At 33.8% G+C, this 16841-nt stretch carries 14 protein-coding genes and 1 pseudogene; 8 read left to right on the top strand and 7 right to left on the bottom strand.

Annotated elements, in window-relative coordinates:
• Positions 1 to 238: 238 nt before the first annotated feature.
• Both ASG21_RS09220 and ASG21_RS09215 read left to right on the top strand, forming a co-directional pair.
• Positions 239 to 1264 carry an LLM class flavin-dependent oxidoreductase gene (locus tag ASG21_RS09220; RefSeq protein ID WP_199767885.1) on the top strand — a complete coding sequence of 342 codons (1026 nt, stop codon included), beginning with the start codon at positions 239 to 241 and terminating at the stop codon, positions 1262 to 1264.
• A gap of 13 nt (positions 1265 to 1277) precedes the next feature.
• Positions 1278 to 1622: a helix-turn-helix domain-containing protein gene (locus ASG21_RS09215; protein WP_056082279.1), complete on the top strand. Its 345-nt coding sequence runs from the start codon at positions 1278 to 1280 to the stop codon at positions 1620 to 1622.
• 975 nt (positions 1623 to 2597) lie between these two features.
• Here the strand turns inward: ASG21_RS09215 and ASG21_RS20435 are convergent.
• The 4 genes from ASG21_RS20435 to ASG21_RS09195 all read right to left on the bottom strand — a co-directional run bounded on the left by ASG21_RS20435 (position 2598) and on the right by ASG21_RS09195 (position 7539).
• Positions 2598 to 3425: a TIR domain-containing protein gene (locus ASG21_RS20435; RefSeq protein ID WP_056078675.1), complete on the bottom strand. Its 828-nt coding sequence runs from the start codon at positions 3423 to 3425 to the stop codon at positions 2598 to 2600.
• A 229-nt stretch (positions 3426 to 3654) separates the two neighbouring features.
• The gene (locus tag ASG21_RS09205) at positions 3655 to 4848 is read right to left on the bottom strand and encodes a TIR domain-containing protein (protein WP_056078672.1); all 1194 of its coding nucleotides are present in this window, start codon (positions 4846 to 4848) and stop codon (positions 3655 to 3657) included.
• A 28-nt stretch (positions 4849 to 4876) separates the two neighbouring features.
• Positions 4877 to 6583: a serine protease gene (locus tag ASG21_RS09200; RefSeq protein WP_056078668.1), complete on the bottom strand. Its 1707-nt coding sequence runs from the start codon at positions 6581 to 6583 to the stop codon at positions 4877 to 4879.
• Between the two features lie 2 nt (positions 6584 to 6585).
• Positions 6586 to 7539 (bottom strand): hypothetical protein, encoded by a 954-nt coding sequence (locus ASG21_RS09195; protein WP_056078667.1) that lies wholly within the window; start codon positions 7537 to 7539, stop codon positions 6586 to 6588.
• A 125-nt stretch (positions 7540 to 7664) separates the two neighbouring features.
• Between ASG21_RS09195 and ASG21_RS09190 the strand changes: the two genes are divergently transcribed.
• From ASG21_RS09190 to ASG21_RS09175, 4 genes are all read left to right on the top strand, one after another.
• Positions 7665 to 8564 (top strand): nucleoside triphosphate pyrophosphohydrolase family protein, encoded by a 900-nt coding sequence (locus ASG21_RS09190; RefSeq protein WP_056078664.1) that lies wholly within the window; start codon positions 7665 to 7667, stop codon positions 8562 to 8564.
• Positions 8561 to 9571, top strand: coding sequence for a nucleotide kinase domain-containing protein (locus ASG21_RS09185; protein ID WP_056078661.1), 1011 nt, complete (start codon positions 8561 to 8563; stop codon positions 9569 to 9571). The genes ASG21_RS09190 and ASG21_RS09185 overlap by 4 nt, the downstream gene beginning before the upstream one ends.
• Positions 9535 to 9828, top strand: coding sequence for a TIR domain-containing protein (locus tag ASG21_RS20585; protein ID WP_241773479.1), 294 nt, complete (start codon positions 9535 to 9537; stop codon positions 9826 to 9828). The genes ASG21_RS09185 and ASG21_RS20585 overlap by 37 nt, the downstream gene beginning before the upstream one ends.
• A 204-nt stretch (positions 9829 to 10032) precedes the next feature.
• The gene (locus ASG21_RS09175) at positions 10033 to 10683 is read left to right on the top strand and encodes a hypothetical protein (protein WP_056078658.1); all 651 of its coding nucleotides are present in this window, start codon (positions 10033 to 10035) and stop codon (positions 10681 to 10683) included.
• A 132-nt stretch (positions 10684 to 10815) separates the two neighbouring features.
• Here the strand turns inward: ASG21_RS09175 and ASG21_RS09170 are convergent, their stop codons facing one another.
• Entirely contained in the window at positions 10816 to 12342 is a 1527-nt protein-coding gene (locus ASG21_RS09170; protein ID WP_056078655.1) for a TIR domain-containing protein, read from the bottom strand.
• A 444-nt stretch (positions 12343 to 12786) separates the two neighbouring features.
• Positions 12787 to 12888: pseudogene (locus ASG21_RS20715) on the bottom strand (recombinase family protein); the annotation flags it as partial.
• Positions 12889 to 13117: 229 nt separating this feature from the next.
• Here ASG21_RS20715 and ASG21_RS09165 point away from each other — a divergent pair.
• Both ASG21_RS09165 and ASG21_RS09160 read left to right on the top strand, forming a co-directional pair.
• Positions 13118 to 14233, top strand: a complete 1116-nt coding sequence (locus ASG21_RS09165) for an alpha/beta hydrolase (RefSeq protein WP_056078652.1) — start codon at positions 13118 to 13120, stop codon at positions 14231 to 14233.
• 120 nt (positions 14234 to 14353) lie between these two features.
• Positions 14354 to 15478, top strand: a complete 1125-nt coding sequence (locus tag ASG21_RS09160) for a catalase family protein (RefSeq protein ID WP_056078649.1) — start codon at positions 14354 to 14356, stop codon at positions 15476 to 15478.
• A gap of 652 nt (positions 15479 to 16130) precedes the next feature.
• On the opposite strand, the gene ASG21_RS09150 is transcribed toward ASG21_RS09160, so the two are convergent.
• Entirely contained in the window at positions 16131 to 16808 is a 678-nt protein-coding gene (locus tag ASG21_RS09150; RefSeq protein ID WP_056078643.1) for a hypothetical protein, read from the bottom strand.
• Positions 16809 to 16841: the final 33 nt, after the last annotated feature.

The raw sequence follows: 16841 nt of genomic DNA, 5'->3' as shown, positions 1-16841 counted from the left end.
TTTTTTTTTCATTGTCTTTTGATTTTAAATCTATATTATTTAATCTGTTTTCTATGGGACAAAGTTAGGTTAAATTTACTTTCATTTTGATAGTACTTTCCTTTAGGAAAGTGTATTTTTTAAAGATTTAGACTATATCAATCACAACTATCTATTTTATAATCACTTTCTTTTGTAAAGCATTTTGTAACTTTGTAGTGTTAATTTTTTAATGACGATTCAAACATTACAAATAAATATAATGAGTAATAAAACATCATATTCAATTTTAGAACTTGCCATTGTTTTAGAAGGCAGCAGTTTTAGAGAAACTTTAAACAATTCGCTTGCCCTGGCGAAGGTTGCAGAAGAAAATAATTATTCCAGATACTGGTTTGCAGAGCATCACAATTCGGAATCAGTGGGAAGTAGCGCAACATCAATTCTTATTGGTTATGTCGCTGAAAATACGGAAAAGATCAGGGTCGGTTCTGGCGGAATTATGCTTCCTAACCACTCGCCTCTGGTGATCGCGGAACAGTTTGGAACTTTAGCACAACTCTATCCGAACAGAATTGATTTGGGATTGGGAAGAGCTCCGGGAACTGATATGCCGACAGCGCAGGCGATCCGTTCAGATTTTATGAAGGCAGCACATTCATTCCCGGCTGAAGTGGAAAAAATCGAGGAATACTTTTCAGCTGAAAATAAAACTTCTAAAGTGAGAGTTCCGATTGCGGAAGGCGTTGACGTGCCCATCTACATTTTAGGTTCCAGCACGGACAGTGCCCATCTGGCTGCAATGAAAGGTCTGCCTTACGCTTTTGCCAGTCATTTTGCATCCACCCATCTTCACCCGGCTTTGGAAATTTATCGTGAAGAATTCCAGCCATCAGAAGTTTTAGACAAGCCGTACACAATTGCCGGCGTCAACATTATCGTCGCTGACACGGATGAAGAAGCGGAACGTTCTTTCACGTCACTGATCAGAATGTTTTTTGGTATCCTGACCGGAAATTCAAAACCACTCCAAGCCCCGACAGAAATGACAGAAGACCTTAAAGAAGTTTTGAAGCATCCAAGTCTACATCAAATGCTGAAATATTCGTTTGTAGGAAGCAGGGAAACAGTTAAAAAGCAGGTGGAAGATTTCCTGAAGAAAACTCAGGTAGATGAAATTATTATGGTTTCCAATATCTTTGCACTGGAAGACCGCGTTAAATCGGCTCGGCTGTTTGCTGAGTTGATGGATGAGATTAATTCAGAATGTTCTTCGGATATTTAATAAATCAACAGCAATGGCAAAAAAGAAACCCTACAACGATTGTCTAAACACCGTAAAACCTGTAAAGGATGCGCTTGAGGTGATCAACGGCAAATGGAAACTGGCAATCATCATCTCGGTTGGTGTAGGAAATGAGCGCTTTACCGATATCCAGGACAGTATTGAGGGAATTACACCGAAAGTTTTAGCAAAAGAGCTTAAAGATCTCGAACAGCACAAATTGATCAAAAGAATTATCATTGATGATTATCCTATTAAAATAATTTACAAGTCAGAACCTTATGCAGATACACTGACACCCATCATCTGTGCATTAAAAGAATGGGGAATCAATCATAAAGAAATGATATCCAAATAATTGAATGATCTTTTTATCGGCTATTTTTAACATAAGAAACTAATTATTGAACCAGTAAAATAGTTTCTATGTAATGTATAAAACCCTCCAATCCTGCGTTACCATCTTTCGAAGAGTCCGCAGACTTTGCATTTTGGCTTACGATATCAATTGTCAGTGTTAAAATAGAACTATACAAAAAAGTTTGATGTGACTGTGCTTGGCTTTTTCTGCATTCCATAATATCAATTTTATTTTTTCATTCGACATACTAGTGATATCACATATAAATTTATGGATCGTTTGTTAATTAAATTTTATCGTTTTTTGAGATTTAGTTTTTAGAATAACGTTTCAGAGCTTTGCAACCGCATGGCAATTCAAGTGCAAATCTACAATTTTGTACAAAACTTATTAGAATTACTGCTTTGAACATTGCAAAAATGTTCAATCGAAGCAACTCAGCCCCGCCCTTGGCAAACCCTTGTGCCTGTCGAACAACTCAAATACAGATAAAAACTCGTTTTACTAGTGAAGTATTTTATGCAAATTTAAAAATGCATGGACGAAAAAAATTTACACTGTAATTGTTCTATGAGCTCAGCCTGGACGGGCTGCTTCCCAAGGATAATTTTTATAGAGAAATTAGTTTAGAATATGATTTTCAATTTCTTTATTCGAGTACCAAAAGATATTAGGGCACCTTAGGTCAGCGAAGGATTATTCGCAATTTGTTTTTTTTAAATTTTTACTGAAATTTCCAGCTCAGAAGGTCAAAAGTGAATCTAAAATTCTCATGTTTCCCCAAGGGAAGGTTGGGCTTTCCCCAAAATGCAAAGTTTCAACATCATATTCCTGAATTAAGAGTCTTAAAATTCTAAAAAATTTCCCCTCTTATAATGTAAAACCTCTCTTAGAATCACTTTAAAAGATTTCAGATATTTTAATGATTTTTGTAAATGAGGGTTGTACAACGGCCACCTTTGTTAGCAGCAGTTAGCTTGTCTTAAGTTTTTTAATAGCTAATTCAGCAATATCCAAAGGTTTATGAGTCCTTGCATCTAAATATCCTACCGTTTCGTCAAGTCCAGGTAGTAGCGTTTCATCAAATCTGACTGGTAGTATGTATTCTCTATTCTCTTTAAATGCTCTTGCTTGGGCACTTTTTAATTCATGGTTAGTCCAATTTTTTTTTGAATATGCTTCACTAATGAAAATGATAGTGAATCTGCATTTAGTCTTATAAATCTCGTTTAAATGTTGATAGAGGTTTTTTCCCCAGAGACTATCAGCCTCAAAAGAATCATAAAATACCTTAATACCCTTTTCTCTTAGTCTCAGCGCAACAGTTTCAACATAAGACCTATTTTCCCCTGCAAATGAAAGTCCTATATCGTAATCTGCGGTCTCCAGACTATCAGAGATTATCATTGATTGTTGAACTGCCTCAATTGTTTCATTTGCTTTTATAGTAAATTCCTTTCGCCAATTTTGATATTGGCTAATAATAATTTCTCTAATCTCATTATCTGTATCACCTGATTGAACAATTTCAATCCTTTGCCTACATAAGTCTACAAATTTTTGACCTTCAATTTGAAATATGTCTGTGAATAAAGTGTCGCATCGTGAATAAATATCATCTGAAATCGAATGTTTTTCTGCTAAAATAAATTTGTACGTATCAATTGCCCAACTCCATTTCATAGGCTCCATTACAGGATTATTAGAAATATAATTTAAGAATTCGTGGTTAAGAAAGTCACTCGTCAACCGTATTTTCTCTACCAATGATAGTAAAACTTTAATTTGTTGTTGATTCATAATTTAGTTGTTTAGTTCTTAACTGTGCTTTGCTCCGTTATTTTGAGAAGTTGATAATACCTTGGTATTTGTCAGCTTTTTCAGTGTCGACAAGTGATTTATTTCTAATCGCAGTTTACCGTTCTCGCATAAAATTAAGAACTGTTTTATGTATCAGCTAGATCTATAAAATTCATGTCTAAGTTGTATCTCGTAACTGCCTCCGAGATAAAAGCTGTAAATCCTATAGTTATTTAATCTTAACTTCTGTTCTACTAATTCCTACTAAATTCAAAAGTTTTTTTCCATCATCATTGTCACCTAATCCTTTCACAATAATTCTTTCTGGAGAAATTCCTTGAGAAATAAAATAAGTTGCAACAGAAGAGCCCCTTCTTTGAGATAATTTTAAGGCATAAGCTTTTCCTGAACTTTCAAAATCATAACTTTCAAGTTGAATTTTACCCTCGTGATTATTTAAACAATTAACTAATTTATGTAAGGATTTGATATAATTAGGTCTTAACATAAACTGGTCTTTTTCAAAGAGGATTACGAATTCTTTCTGCATACATTCTTCGCAATTCCAATTTACATCGGGTTCATAATTATTTAAGGTCCGCTGTGTAAATTCGTTTACTTTCATGTTAGACCTTGTTAATCCAGCATCTGATTTGGTCAATTTTATTTGATTTTCTTTTAGTTCATTGCCAACATTTTGCAATTCTTGATTAGTATCAGATAGTAAATGTTCTTTTTTATCCAAATCCTTCCGCATTCCTATAAATTGATTAGTCATTTTTTCTAAAGTGTATTCTTTCAATTTGATTGCATTTTCAATTTTATTAACAGATTCAGTTTTTATGCGAATTGAATCATTTAGAGCATGATTAAGACTTTGACTTTTTTTTCTCTCTAAAAATAAAATTATTAGTGCAATTATCGAAATTAAAATTAAAGATAAAAATGAGAAAATACTATTTCTTATCCTTACGGATTGTCTTGTATAATTTAAAGAATTTTTTAATCTTCTTAATAAATTTGTTGAAATCTGATTATTTTTGAAATTTAATTTTTCGTTAGATAAGGCAATTCCTTCAATGCTTTTATACCAATTTGCTTTGGAAATATCACAAAGTTCAACAGGTATTATTATTCTTTTTGTTGGTGTAAAAATATTAATCTCTTCCTCTATGGCTATAGAAGCTAATGATGCATCACTTCCTAAAAGAATTAAAACTGAACTATTTTTAATTTTTCTTTTTAGAGATAATGGCAATTCTTTTCCTGGGAGTGAACCCCATTGATCCAAGTAGCAACTATACTTTTCCTCAATAAGTTTGTTAGCTAAGTTTGAAGCATACTCAGAACAATCTGAACGGGAATATGAAATGAAGAAATCATATCCTGTGAAAAATCTTTGTAATCTAGTAATCAGGCTCATAATTCATTTTCGATAATCCATTCGAAGACTAATCAGTTTTTGTATCAAATTTTTTTACTAATGCAGCTATAATTGCTTGAATGTAAATGCCTTCATTAGCAGAATAATTACCATCCTTACCATTCAAACATTGCATTTCATCGCTCCCCGCATGGTGTAATCCTAAAAGCATCCAAGTTCTATTAAATATTGGACTTCCAGAACTTCCGTTATCGGTAGGTGTGCGATAATGAATCAGTGGATCTTGATGGTCTAATAAATGATTATCTTGAAAAGAAAGTTGCAATGTTCCGCCTCTAGGATGACCTATGATATATACTTTCTGGTCTTCACCTAAGGGAAGTGTATTTGAAAGCGGATACCATTCAACATCTTTAGTAAACTCTACTAATTTTACCTGATCCTCTCTTGAAAAGCGAACTAGGCAAGCGTCTAATTCTGTGCTAGGTGAGAACCATACAATATCATTAAGTTTAAATTCCAAATTAGGATCTAAAACCTCAAAAATAACAACTGCTTCTTTGGGACTTAAAGCTTTTTCTAAAGGATCGTCACTAATAACATGTGAATTCGTAAGAAGAAACAATTCTTCACCTAATGATTCATGCAGGCTATTTCCCTTCACCAAAAAACCCGTTCCTTCTCCACGACTGCTATCCAAACCTATTCTTGCCACGGCAAGACATCGTGCGGCTCCTTGCATATACCACTTGTATGTCTTAAAAGAGTCCGCTCCAAATACCTTTTCCAATTTTGCATGAGAGGATTCAATACCCTTCTCAACCAAACTTTCATATTGGCTAGTAACTTTTTTTGCTACAGCTAACTCTTTACGAATATCTTCCGGATCCATTTCAAATTCTCCACCACTTCTCCTAAGCAATTCTGCTCTTAAAAGAGGCATAAGTATCTGTCCTGATTTTTTATCCATATTCAATTCCCAAACTTCTTCAAATTGTCTTAATGTACTTGCTAGCTCAAATGCATCACAATCTGCCTGAGAAGAATAACCAGCAAGCCATTTTAATGCTTCATCATAATCTTTTAATGCTAAACAGCACTCAGAAGCTGTAGCAAAGTGCCAAGCATCTGCAGTGCTATTCTTTTCTTTTACTTCTATATTTGAAAGTATTTCTTTTGCCAATACTTCATAATCTCCGAGAGAACTAATAGATGTTATTTTATGTCTCTCTGCCATTGCCAAAAGCGCAACCGCATTTATTCCATGCCATGTATGAGTTTTACTATCATTCTTATAAACTTGGATATAGTATTCAATACTTTTCTCTAAAAACTTTACAGATATTTCAGATTTACTATATCCTGTTCGTATAAAAAGCTGCTTATATGCCCTGCCAAAAATGCCCTGTGTTTCAAAGTATTCTTGTGTTGAATTTTCTCCGGTATTGTTCATTTCCAATTCTAATTTTTCTAATACGGAAATTCCAGATGTAAAATATCCTTGTTCAATTAGTGATTGTGCATATAGATTTCGTATGGAAAAGTTTGTTCTTGTAGTAATACTTAATGCATCTCCTAGTCGAACCATCAACGCAAACCTGCGTTTTCTTCGCAATAACTTCATTATTTGAAAAAAATCATCAATTTCGTAAGTAATCTCAGTTGAAAAAATCCCTTCAATAAGATTGGTACAAGTACCAGTTGCTGCAGCCCAATCAAACTCGCTTAATTCTTTGCGAATTTGATCAAGATACTTTTTAGATGTGGTTTCCATAATTAATCAATTAATTTTTGAAGCGCAGAACGAAGAAGTGGCATTTGTAGATACTTGGAAATATCATGTCTCCAAGATCCCCAATTATTTTCTTTAATAACCTTTATTACTTTTTCTCCATTTTTTTTATAATCATTATCAATCTTACCATCCATCATTGCTACAGGATCAATTCCATCGTATACATTTATCCATGACCCTTTAACTTTGTTCGGAAAACCATCAAATCTTGTCCATTCTGGTGACAACTTATCCTGAATTTCATCTAAACCAAGTGGGCTACCTATAGTAATCAAGTCGTCAATACTAGGACAATTACCAATTCTCTTAAGACAATCATAAATAATCACAGTTCCCATGCTATGACTCATTACGATATGTTTATCTGCTTTCACTTCATTTAAGGCTTTTATCACCCTATTACGAATTTCGTCCTGTACTTCATAAGTAATACCATTTCGGGGACTGAATTCTTTATTAAAAAGATAATGATGAACATCTCGAAGGAAATAAGCCATTAGGGGTTTTTTCAAAACCCAAGGTAGAGGAAATTGCTCCAACTCGTTAGAATTTTTAGACAATCCATCAAAAGCTGGATCAGGAACATCGGCTAGAGTTTTTACGGCAATACTTTCAACAAATTTTTTTTCATCTCCACTCAATTCATGTCTCCAATTGTCTTTTAAATCTTTTAATATAGCTTCATCTTCATATAAATCTTCTCTCATAGACTCAAGTGCTTCCGAAACCAGTTTTTGTAGAGGATTATCGTATAAAACATCCGCCCAATAAATCATTGATGTAGTGATACCTAAGGTGTCTAAATCTATATCATCCCCATTACCTTTAAAATCTGATGCCAAAGTTTTTTTCCATTCTAAAAGTAATTTTTCTGCTGTTGGTTTATTAGCAATTCCGTGAATAAAAGTTATATGGATTGTTTTTTTTGCTTTCATGGTTATTAAGGTATTAGATTTAATAAAAATAATTATATTTTATAATATTCACAAGATCAAATTATTATTAATAATATTTCACGTATAAGTAAAGTTAAATAAAAATTAATTCTTAACTTTAGTATATGACATTAAATGATTTTCAAAAAATAGCTAGTTCCACACTACAATCATATAATTCCAAGGATCAGGAAAATTTTTTCCTAGGTTTTCTTGGGCTTGCCGGAGAAGCAGGATCTGTACTAACGACATTAAAAAAATTGATTAGAGATGGAGAAGGGTTTGACAGTTATAGGGATAAACTTACTGATGAATTAGGAGATGTTCTGTGGTACATATCTGCAATTGCTTCACATCACAATATAAATCTTGAGGAAATAGCTGCACGAAATTTAAACAAAGTTAAAGATCGTTTTGATATAATAGATTTAAAAAGTATTCCTCGTTTTGATGAAAAATATATCGAAAAATTCCCTGATACATTTATTGTAGAATTTATTGAAAGTATAAATGAGAATGGTATTTTGGAAGTGAAGATGATGTGGAAGACAGGTGATGAAAATTTTGTTCAGCTTGGAGATCCGTTAACTGATAATTCCAATGTTCCGAATGATTATCGTTTCCACGACATTTTTCATTTAGGACATATTGCGTTCCTAGGTTGGTCTCCAGTAATGCGACACTTAATGAAACTCAAGAGAAAAAGGCATCCAAAAATTTTAGATGCACAAGATAGAGGGCGACCACAAGTAGCTGAAGAAGCAATAACGCTAATCGTTTATAATTATGCTACAAAAAATAAAATGCTGAAAGCAAGCGATAGAATCGATACCGAACTTTTAAATACAATAAAACAACTTGTCGTGAATCTGGAAGTTTCATCAGTCAGTTCTTATCAGTGGGAACAAACTATTATACAGTCTTATAAAGTATTTCATAAAGTTGTAGAAAATAAAGGTGGGAGAATTTGCGTATCCCCAAAAGAACGTAAATTAAAATTTTTAGAAAAAAAAGATAAAGAATGATGCATTATACTGCCCGAAACAAGCCAAAAAAGTCAGTTGTTTACGATAAATATTGGATTTTTGCAGCAAAGCGGTTTGACGTTTTTATTAATCGTTTAAATAATTCAACAGGTCCGTGGACATCTGATAAAGTTATTTGTAACCATAGATTTACAAATGTATTTAGAGCCTCAGACAGGGTTAGTCAATATTTAATAGGGCTACAATATGATAATAATGATTATCAAGAAATTTTTTTTAAAACAATTTTATTCAAAATTTTCAACAAAATTGAGACATATCAATGTCTGGAAGAAAAAATTGGATCAATTGATATAAATTCTTTCAAATTCAGAGACTATGACTTAGTCTTAAGAGAAGAATTACAAAGGAAAACAGCTATATATTCAGCTGCATATATTATGCCTTCCGCAGGAACTGCGTTTGGGCATACATTTAAACACACTAATCATTTGGCTCTTATTCAAAAAATGATTGATGATAATCTATTTCAGAAAGTAATGGGCTGTAAGAGTTTAGGCCATGTTTACGAATTGTTATTAACGTATCCATCAATTGGAAATTTTCTTGCATTCCAATACACAATAGATTTGAACTATAGCAATCTGATAAATTTTTCTGAAATGGATTTTGTAGTAGCAGGCCCAGGCGCCAAAAATGGTATTAAAAAATGTTTTAACTCGCTCGGTGACTACTCATATGAGGATATTATAAAAATGATGGCTGAAAATCAGCGTGAAGAATTTGACCGTTTACAAATAGAGCATCCAAATTTATGGGGTAGAGAATTACAATTGATAGACTGCCAAAATCTTTTTTGTGAAGTAGACAAATATTTAAGAGTTACAAATCCTGAAGTAATCGGAGTAACTGATCGTAAGCGAATAAAACAAAAATTTTCTAAAGCTAAACCACAGCACAAATTATTCTTCCCTCCAAAATGGAATATAAATGAAAAAATAGATCTAAAATGGCGACACAATCAAACAGAAGACATCTTTTTATAAGTCATCATTCAAAAGATGATGCGGAAATAAGTAAATTAACCAAGCTTTTGAGTTCAAAAGGTTATGATATCCGTAATAGCTCCATTCGATTAAATAAAGATAATCAGAGAAGAATGGAACAGAAACGTGTAAGCGAAGAGGCAATCCGTCGTGTGCTCAGAATGAAAATTTCCTGGTCAAGCACCGTTGTTGTTTTAATTGGTAAAAACACACATTCTCGGCCGTGGGTGAATTGGGAAATTGATAAGGCAAATTAACAAGGTAAACGAATAATTGGTGTCTACGTCAGAGGTGGCACAGAAGCAGATATACCTCCAAGTTTAGAAAAGTATGGTTCAGCGATAGTCGCCTGGAATACAGATAGTATAATATCAGCTATTGATGGAGATAATTCGTTTCAAAATCCGGATGGAGCTAATCGTCCAGCTACTAATTCTACAACTGCAACTAACTGTTAAATTATGGCTAATGTTTTTCTGTATGTTGTAGATCGTGATTTTGGTTTTGCACCGAACCCATTTCATGGTATTTGTTCACTTGCAACTTGTAAACCTCGAATCAGAAATTCAGCATCGATCGGAGATTGGGTTGTTGGTATGGGAGGAAGAAGCTTGAATGCTACTGGAAAATGTGTTTTTGCAATGAAAATAACATCGAAAATTACTTTTAATGAATATTGGGAGAACCCTATTTATAAAGATAAAAAACCCGTTAGAAATGGTAGTAAGAGAATGGTTGTTGGAGATAACATTTATCATCGTGATACTACGACTGGTCTATGGTCTCAAGCATTTTCACATCATAGCCATTCCGATGGCAGTTTGAATGAATATAATCGTGATAGGGATACTAAGTCATCAAATGTTTTATTATCAACACACTTCTATTATTTTGGAAGTGCTGCAACAGTAATACCGCAATCAATAATAGATTCTTTGAAATATAAAAATGGTGTTGGACAAAAAAAAATTGACCTTTTAGATGCGAACACTCTTATTTCATGGTTAGAAAGTGAATACATTAATAGTCTGAATTTGGTTATCGCTGATCCTTTTAATTTTGAACAAAGTAGTGCGCATTATACAGTACAAACAAATAAAATAGTTTTATAAATAGTATAATCATTACTTCCCCATTTTGTGTGGTATCTTAAGCTTAAAAAATGGTTTGTAGTTTAATTTTATTACATTAACCTTACTTTCGAAAAGCAACTGTTGCCTACATGGCTTAATATAAATTGGATATTATTTACCAACTCCTTTTAAAACAAGTGTTTCATACATTCGGAGTCCTTGATCATCCCTTACATTCTTCATATCCTTACCTCGAAAATGCAACCTTCTTCCAGAGTATTCTATAAAGAGACTACTAATTGAAAGACCCGCTCTGCTTTTACGAAGAGATGTGCTTGCATTCTCATCAAAAAGATTCGGAACCATTATACTAAGAAACTGGGTTGTCATAATTGAACTTTCGATATCAGGAACTGAAACAATCTTTCCATTTGATTCCCAATATTTGGTAGATGAGATGTCATTAAAGCTAACACTCAAATTATTTGACTGCAGATCCCACTTTAATTCAGCAGGAGAAGAATTACTTCCTTCAGAACCATCAGGGTCAAAAGATCCCACTTGCATAACTAGGTCAGCAGAGCCTTGAGCCCTTAATGGCACTTTTTTGTTTTTGGATTTTCTAAACTCCAAAGAAAATTCCACGTATTTTACAACATAGTAAAGCCCTGAATTATCTTGCTCTGAAGGCCATAATCCAGATCTCTCAGAAATCGACAGCTGATGAGGACTATCTTCACGTCCTATGGAAACATATACCCCAGAAGGTAACGGTTTCAATTTTTGGGTGTTTCTATCAAGTAACGTATCTCGTAAGTTGGATAAATACTCCTTGACTCCGGGAACAGAAGCATCAATATCTACATAAGCTGAGATACTAAAATTCTGAAGGGGTTGAAGAGAACGTTGAACATTGAAAAAAATATCCTCTTGTTTCTGTATCTGTGCTTTCAAAGTTTCATTTTGCTTTCGCACAGTTGCGGCGATTTCTTGTTGCTCTGCAAGTTGTTCGTTTAGTACCTCGCTCTGTTTACGCCCATTGGTAATCAATTGTTCCTGCTTTTCAAGCTGTGCTTGCAAGGTTGTTCCTTGTGATTGTAAGTTAGTTTCTTGCGATTGTAAAACCTGACGTTGCTGTTGAACATTCTTGAATGTTTCATCTTGTTTTTTAATTTGCTGTTTCAACACAGTACTTTGTCTTAGCAAGAGGAAAAGTGCATAAAAAGCAATAACAGATATTACTAAAACTGCTCTTTGCTTCCAAAGAAACCTTTTCGTTTGACGCCAAAAAGGAACAGGTGGAGGCATTAGCTCATTCAATCTCACTAACAAATTTTGAAACCCAGGATGGGTTAGATTTCCATCCCAATTAATAATATCTGTCGCTTGTATCCTGTTATAGGGGCTGTCTACTTCCATTATTTCAATTCTAACAGGAGTATAAACGTCTCTTATTGTAGCTTGTGAGGCTTCGTGTCGCACCCAAGGAGATTTCATAGATCTCGTCGACCATAAAACAACAATTGCTCCTGCTTGTTCAATCGCTTTATCAATTTCTCCATGCCATTCTTGTCCACATTGTATTTCTTCTTGCCACCAGACTTTATACCCGGAAGAATTCAATCCTTCCTTTAGTATAAGTGCTAATTCTCGTTCCTGAGTTTTAAAACTTATAAAAACATAAGATGATGATTTCATAATTAATATAGAAGTTATTTAAATTAACAGGAATATTACATCAGCAAATTTTTGCATCGCAGGCAACTTTTGTCTTTATGAATTGCTTCAATCCAAACTATATGATATTCGCAAAGCCATTAATGCTACTAATATAAAATATTATTCTGATGAATCGATTATTAGTTTCATACAATCACATTTCGGTCAAATCTATCTTTGGATTGGCGAACTTTTACTTCTTAATACCCATTTTTTTAATTTCTTCATCCGTATGATGATCTAGAATTTTAGAATACCTAGAGAATGTCGCCTTGGTCAATCCAAGTGGCTTATAAATATTTTCCGGACGTTTAGTGACATCTTTGTATANAGTAGTAGTAGTAGTAGTAGTAGTAGTAGTAGTAGTAGTAGTAGTAGTAGTAGTAATAGCAGTAGTAGTTTAGAAATTATTTCTTTAGTATAACCTTTAGGTCTAACTCCCAATCTACCTCTTGCTCTTGCAGATTGTAAACCAGCATTTGTTCTTTCTCTAATTAATTATCTTTCATATTCAGCCAAAGAAGCCATCGTTTTGTGAGATTTATTTAACTTTCCAAATTAGTTTAAAGGTCTTAAACGAATTGGTAAACTGAATATTGGTATCATGTATTATTAATGCAATTTACTCATTATATTCGCTACAATAGATAAGGTCAAAAATTCAATTTCGTGGTTTATTTGTCTCACAGGCACATATGAAATAATTGTTGGCATATAATTAGATAATTTTTTTGCAATCACAAAATTATCTTATATGAACAACAAATTGATTAAATGGTCATTAGCAGCATGTGCGTTGACTGTTGCATTGTCATGCTCAAAAAAAAATGAATCAACACAGTCAGTCGATCCCAAGTCTGCAGATTCTACAAATGTTTCTTCATTGAAACCGAAAGGTGGCGCACCCGAATGGGGAAAAACAATCAAGCCCGAAATGCAGGCTGTCATGGAAAAGCTGGCAAGCTATGGCGACAAACCCATTGAAACTCTTACTCCGGAAGAAGCCCGAAAAAACCATACACCTACCGATGCGGTTATGGGTCTGGTAAAGGAAAACAATATTGCAGTTCCAGCACCCAAGGTTGATACCACAGGAATTAATATAAATGTTGCTGGAGGCAAAATTCATGCACGTGTTTATACACCGAAAACCGGCAAAGCATCATACCCTATTATCGTTTACTACCATGGCGGAGGTTTCGTTATTGCAGATCTTGATGTATACAACGCGTCGGCGCAGGGATTGGCAGAACAAACAGAGTCAGTAGTGGTATCTGTTGCTTACCGTTTAGCTCCGGAAAATAAATTCCCCACTGCACATAATGATGCTTTTGCTGCTTATGAATGGGTAGTTAAAAATGCCGCAACAATTAAAGGTGACGCTAAAAAAATCGCAGTGGTCGGTGAAAGTGCCGGAGGAAATCTTGCCGCCAACGTTTCTATAATGGCCAGAGACAAAAAGATTATGATCCCTGTACATCAGGTTCTTGTCTATCCGATTGCACAGTCTGATATGAATACTGCATCATATACGAAGTACGCGGGCGCAAAACCTCTGAACAAACCCATGATGGAATGGTTTACAAAACATTACCTGAATAATATGAATGAAGCGAAAGACCCAAGAATTTCTCTGGTAAATGCTAATTTGACAGGACTTCCTGCAACGACGATTATTACTGCAGAAATCGATCCGCTACATGACGACGGAACGATGTTGGCTGAAAAGCTTTCTGCTGCAGGAGTGAAGGTAAACAGCAAAAACTACGACGGTGTAACTCACGAATTCTACGGAATGGCAATCGTGGAACCACAGGCAAAAGAGGCTCAGGCTTATGCTGCTGAACAACTGAAAGCAGCTCTTAAATAGTATTACAACTGCATTTAAAATTTTAAATATAAAAATCCCCATGATCAAACTGGGGATTTATTTTTAGAATAAGATATAATTATTACAAGTCAATTTAACATTACCAAATCAATCTATATTATGAATACGCAAGAAAAAGATGACATTAAAAATTATGTAAGATATTCAGACGAGATCGAAGTAAAGCAACCCAACGAAGATGAAGACAGCCGCGCCGTGGTAGAATCTATGGCGAGAGTTAATAAAATAATGTTTGAGAGATATCGTCATGCCGTGCGTGATGCTCATGCCAAAAATCATGGAATTCTTCGCGGAGAATTGGAGATTTATGACAATCTGCCTGAACATCTGGCTCAAGGTCTTTTTAAAGAACCGCGGAAATACCCGGTAATCATTCGTTTTTCCACTGCGCCAGGAATGATAGAACCAGACAAAAAATCTTCTCAGCGGGGAATGGCCATTAAAATTATCGGTGTGGAGGGCGAAAAGTTTTTAGCCGAAGATAAAGATGCTCTGACTCAGGATTTTCTTTTAGTCAATTACCCGATCATCCCAACAGGAACAGTTAAAGATTATCTTGATCAGCAGAAAAAAGTCGAAGAATATATTAATACTCCTGAGCTTTTCCAGAGTGTTCAGGGTGCAATGCTTGTTGCGGGAAGAAAAATTAAAAATTTAATTGGAAAAGAAGATGATCCCAATCATTTCAGCATACCCGGATCGCATATTTTGGGTGACCGCTATTTCAGTATGGCTGCAATACGGTACGGAGATTACGTAGCTAAAATTTCTATTGCTCCCAAATCAGAGAATGTTGCATCATTGCATGGAAAAGATATGGATGAAGATTTAATAAAAAGTGAACCCGAAAGCTTTCTGACTACTATTGTAAAAAACTTTTTTGAAAATCAGACTGCTGTTTATGAATTGTCTGCACAGCTGTGTACAGATATTGAGAAAATGCCGGTTGAGGATGGTTCTGTACAATGGATGGAAGAAGACAGTCCGTTTCAGGGTATTGCCAGCTTGACTATTCATCCACAAAATACATTCAGCCCTGCCCGGCGCGTATATGGTTATGATGTTTTAAGTTTCAATCCATTTCATTGCCTCCCGGAGCATAGACCTCTCGGCAATATCATGAGGGTAAGAAAGCTTGCATACGAAACTTCATCCAAATACCGTCACAATATGAATTCATCTCCACGCGTGGAGCCTATCAGCATAGATGAGTTGCCTGATTAATTTGCGCAATCTAACAAAAAAGAAATCCTAATTAGTTTGGATTCTTTTTTGTTATTAAACTAATTTACCCCGTTTTAAGTTTTCTTAATCAAATTTAAAGTCAAAAGGAGTTTTGTCGTATTTTGGATCAATGAAATTCATATCAAGTTTATATTTTCTAGATGCCTCAATAATAAATCCTGGAAAACCATTATCTAAACTAAATCTAAAACATTTGCGTCTGTAGCTATTGAATTCGGATAATGATAAAATCTAAATTTTTATCTATTAAGCCGAATGCAACGGCGGCATAACTGAATCGGTAAACCATTATTACGATTTCAGTAAAAAATTAGTTTATCAAATTTTCTTAATGAGTTCCAAAACCTGATAAGTTATTCTTCTAACTTTAATAAATTCTTCGCTACCTTTTCTAGCAAAGGGTAGTTCTTCACAGTTTTTATAGAAGTTCATTAGTTCCTGTTGTTGCTCAGAATATATAACTAATGGGATTATATTGCGTAATACCGTAGATAATTTATTATGTAAATGGTTACTCATTAAATCATCTGCAGTCTTTTATTGAGAATAATATTCTTTTATTGTCNATCGTTTTTTGAGATTTTTTTTAATTTTAGATTTGAAAACAAATATTTCAAGCTTAAAGAACTTTTTATGTTTTTAAAATTCTTCTACCTAATTTAATTAATCTTTCTGCTTTCTCAAAAACATTTTTCTCCTCTAGTTCTATTTTATCCATTGCTGCGTAAAACCTTTCTTGATCCCACTCTTTTGGAATACCGTAGAATCCAATGTCACCATGTGATGGTGTAGAATAAATAGCTCCGACAGAGGATGATCTAAACTTTGCAATTGCTGTTATTAATTCAAGCTTTACAATTTCCAACTCAGGATTCAAGAATTCAAACTCGGGATTTTCACTTTCACCTAATGTAATACTTATAAAATTAAATTTTTCTCTTTCAAAAGAACTACTAGAAAAAGTGTTATTATATAAATCGTCAAGAGTTTCTTTGGTAATTAAATCATACCTAATATGATTAAATAATTTTCTATCTAGTTCAAGTGTTTCAGAATCATAAACAAATTTAATTTTGACCTTTGGCTTATTTACGTAATAACTTAAAGCGTAAGTCGTTATCATAATTAATACAACTATCCAAAGATTAATCTTAATCATCCAGAATTTTACAAATTCTAAAGAAAAATTTGTATTATTATATAGTGCTATTATCGCATTATAAATTATTGCAAAAAAGGCTAATAATACTGCAGAAATGATTTTGCTCCAAACAGGATCTTTCCAAACACGAGTAAATGTTTCTTTCATTAAAAATTTATATTAATAAATAAGTCAGTAGTA

Source organism: Chryseobacterium sp. Leaf394 (genome assembly GCF_001424105.1).
Lineage (GTDB): Bacteria > Bacteroidota > Bacteroidia > Flavobacteriales > Weeksellaceae > Chryseobacterium.
This window is presented reverse-complemented; position numbering and strand designations above follow the sequence as displayed.

Bases quoted from the DNA above. Each gene is read 5' to 3' on its own strand.
- ASG21_RS09195 (WP_056078667.1), bottom strand. From the start codon at position 7,539: ATGAAAGCAAAAAAAACAATCCATATAACTTTTATTCACGGAATTGCT.
- ASG21_RS20585 (WP_241773479.1), top strand. From the start codon at position 9,535: ATGGCGACACAATCAAACAGAAGACATCTTTTTATAAGTCATCATTCA.
- ASG21_RS09190 (WP_056078664.1), top strand. From the start codon at position 7,665: ATGACATTAAATGATTTTCAAAAAATAGCTAGTTCCACACTACAATCA.
- ASG21_RS09165 (WP_056078652.1), top strand. From the start codon at position 13,118: ATGAACAACAAATTGATTAAATGGTCATTAGCAGCATGTGCGTTGACT.
- ASG21_RS09170 (WP_056078655.1), bottom strand. From the start codon at position 12,342: ATGAAATCATCATCTTATGTTTTTATAAGTTTTAAAACTCAGGAACGA.
- ASG21_RS09215 (WP_056082279.1), top strand. From the start codon at position 1,278: ATGGCAAAAAAGAAACCCTACAACGATTGTCTAAACACCGTAAAACCT.
- ASG21_RS09200 (WP_056078668.1), bottom strand. From the start codon at position 6,583: ATGGAAACCACATCTAAAAAGTATCTTGATCAAATTCGCAAAGAATTA.
- ASG21_RS20435 (WP_056078675.1), bottom strand. From the start codon at position 3,425: ATGAATCAACAACAAATTAAAGTTTTACTATCATTGGTAGAGAAAATA.
- ASG21_RS09185 (WP_056078661.1), top strand. From the start codon at position 8,561: ATGATGCATTATACTGCCCGAAACAAGCCAAAAAAGTCAGTTGTTTAC.
- ASG21_RS09160 (WP_056078649.1), top strand. From the start codon at position 14,354: ATGAATACGCAAGAAAAAGATGACATTAAAAATTATGTAAGATATTCA.
- ASG21_RS09175 (WP_056078658.1), top strand. From the start codon at position 10,033: ATGGCTAATGTTTTTCTGTATGTTGTAGATCGTGATTTTGGTTTTGCA.
- ASG21_RS09150 (WP_056078643.1), bottom strand. From the start codon at position 16,808: ATGAAAGAAACATTTACTCGTGTTTGGAAAGATCCTGTTTGGAGCAAA.
- ASG21_RS09205 (WP_056078672.1), bottom strand. From the start codon at position 4,848: ATGAGCCTGATTACTAGATTACAAAGATTTTTCACAGGATATGATTTC.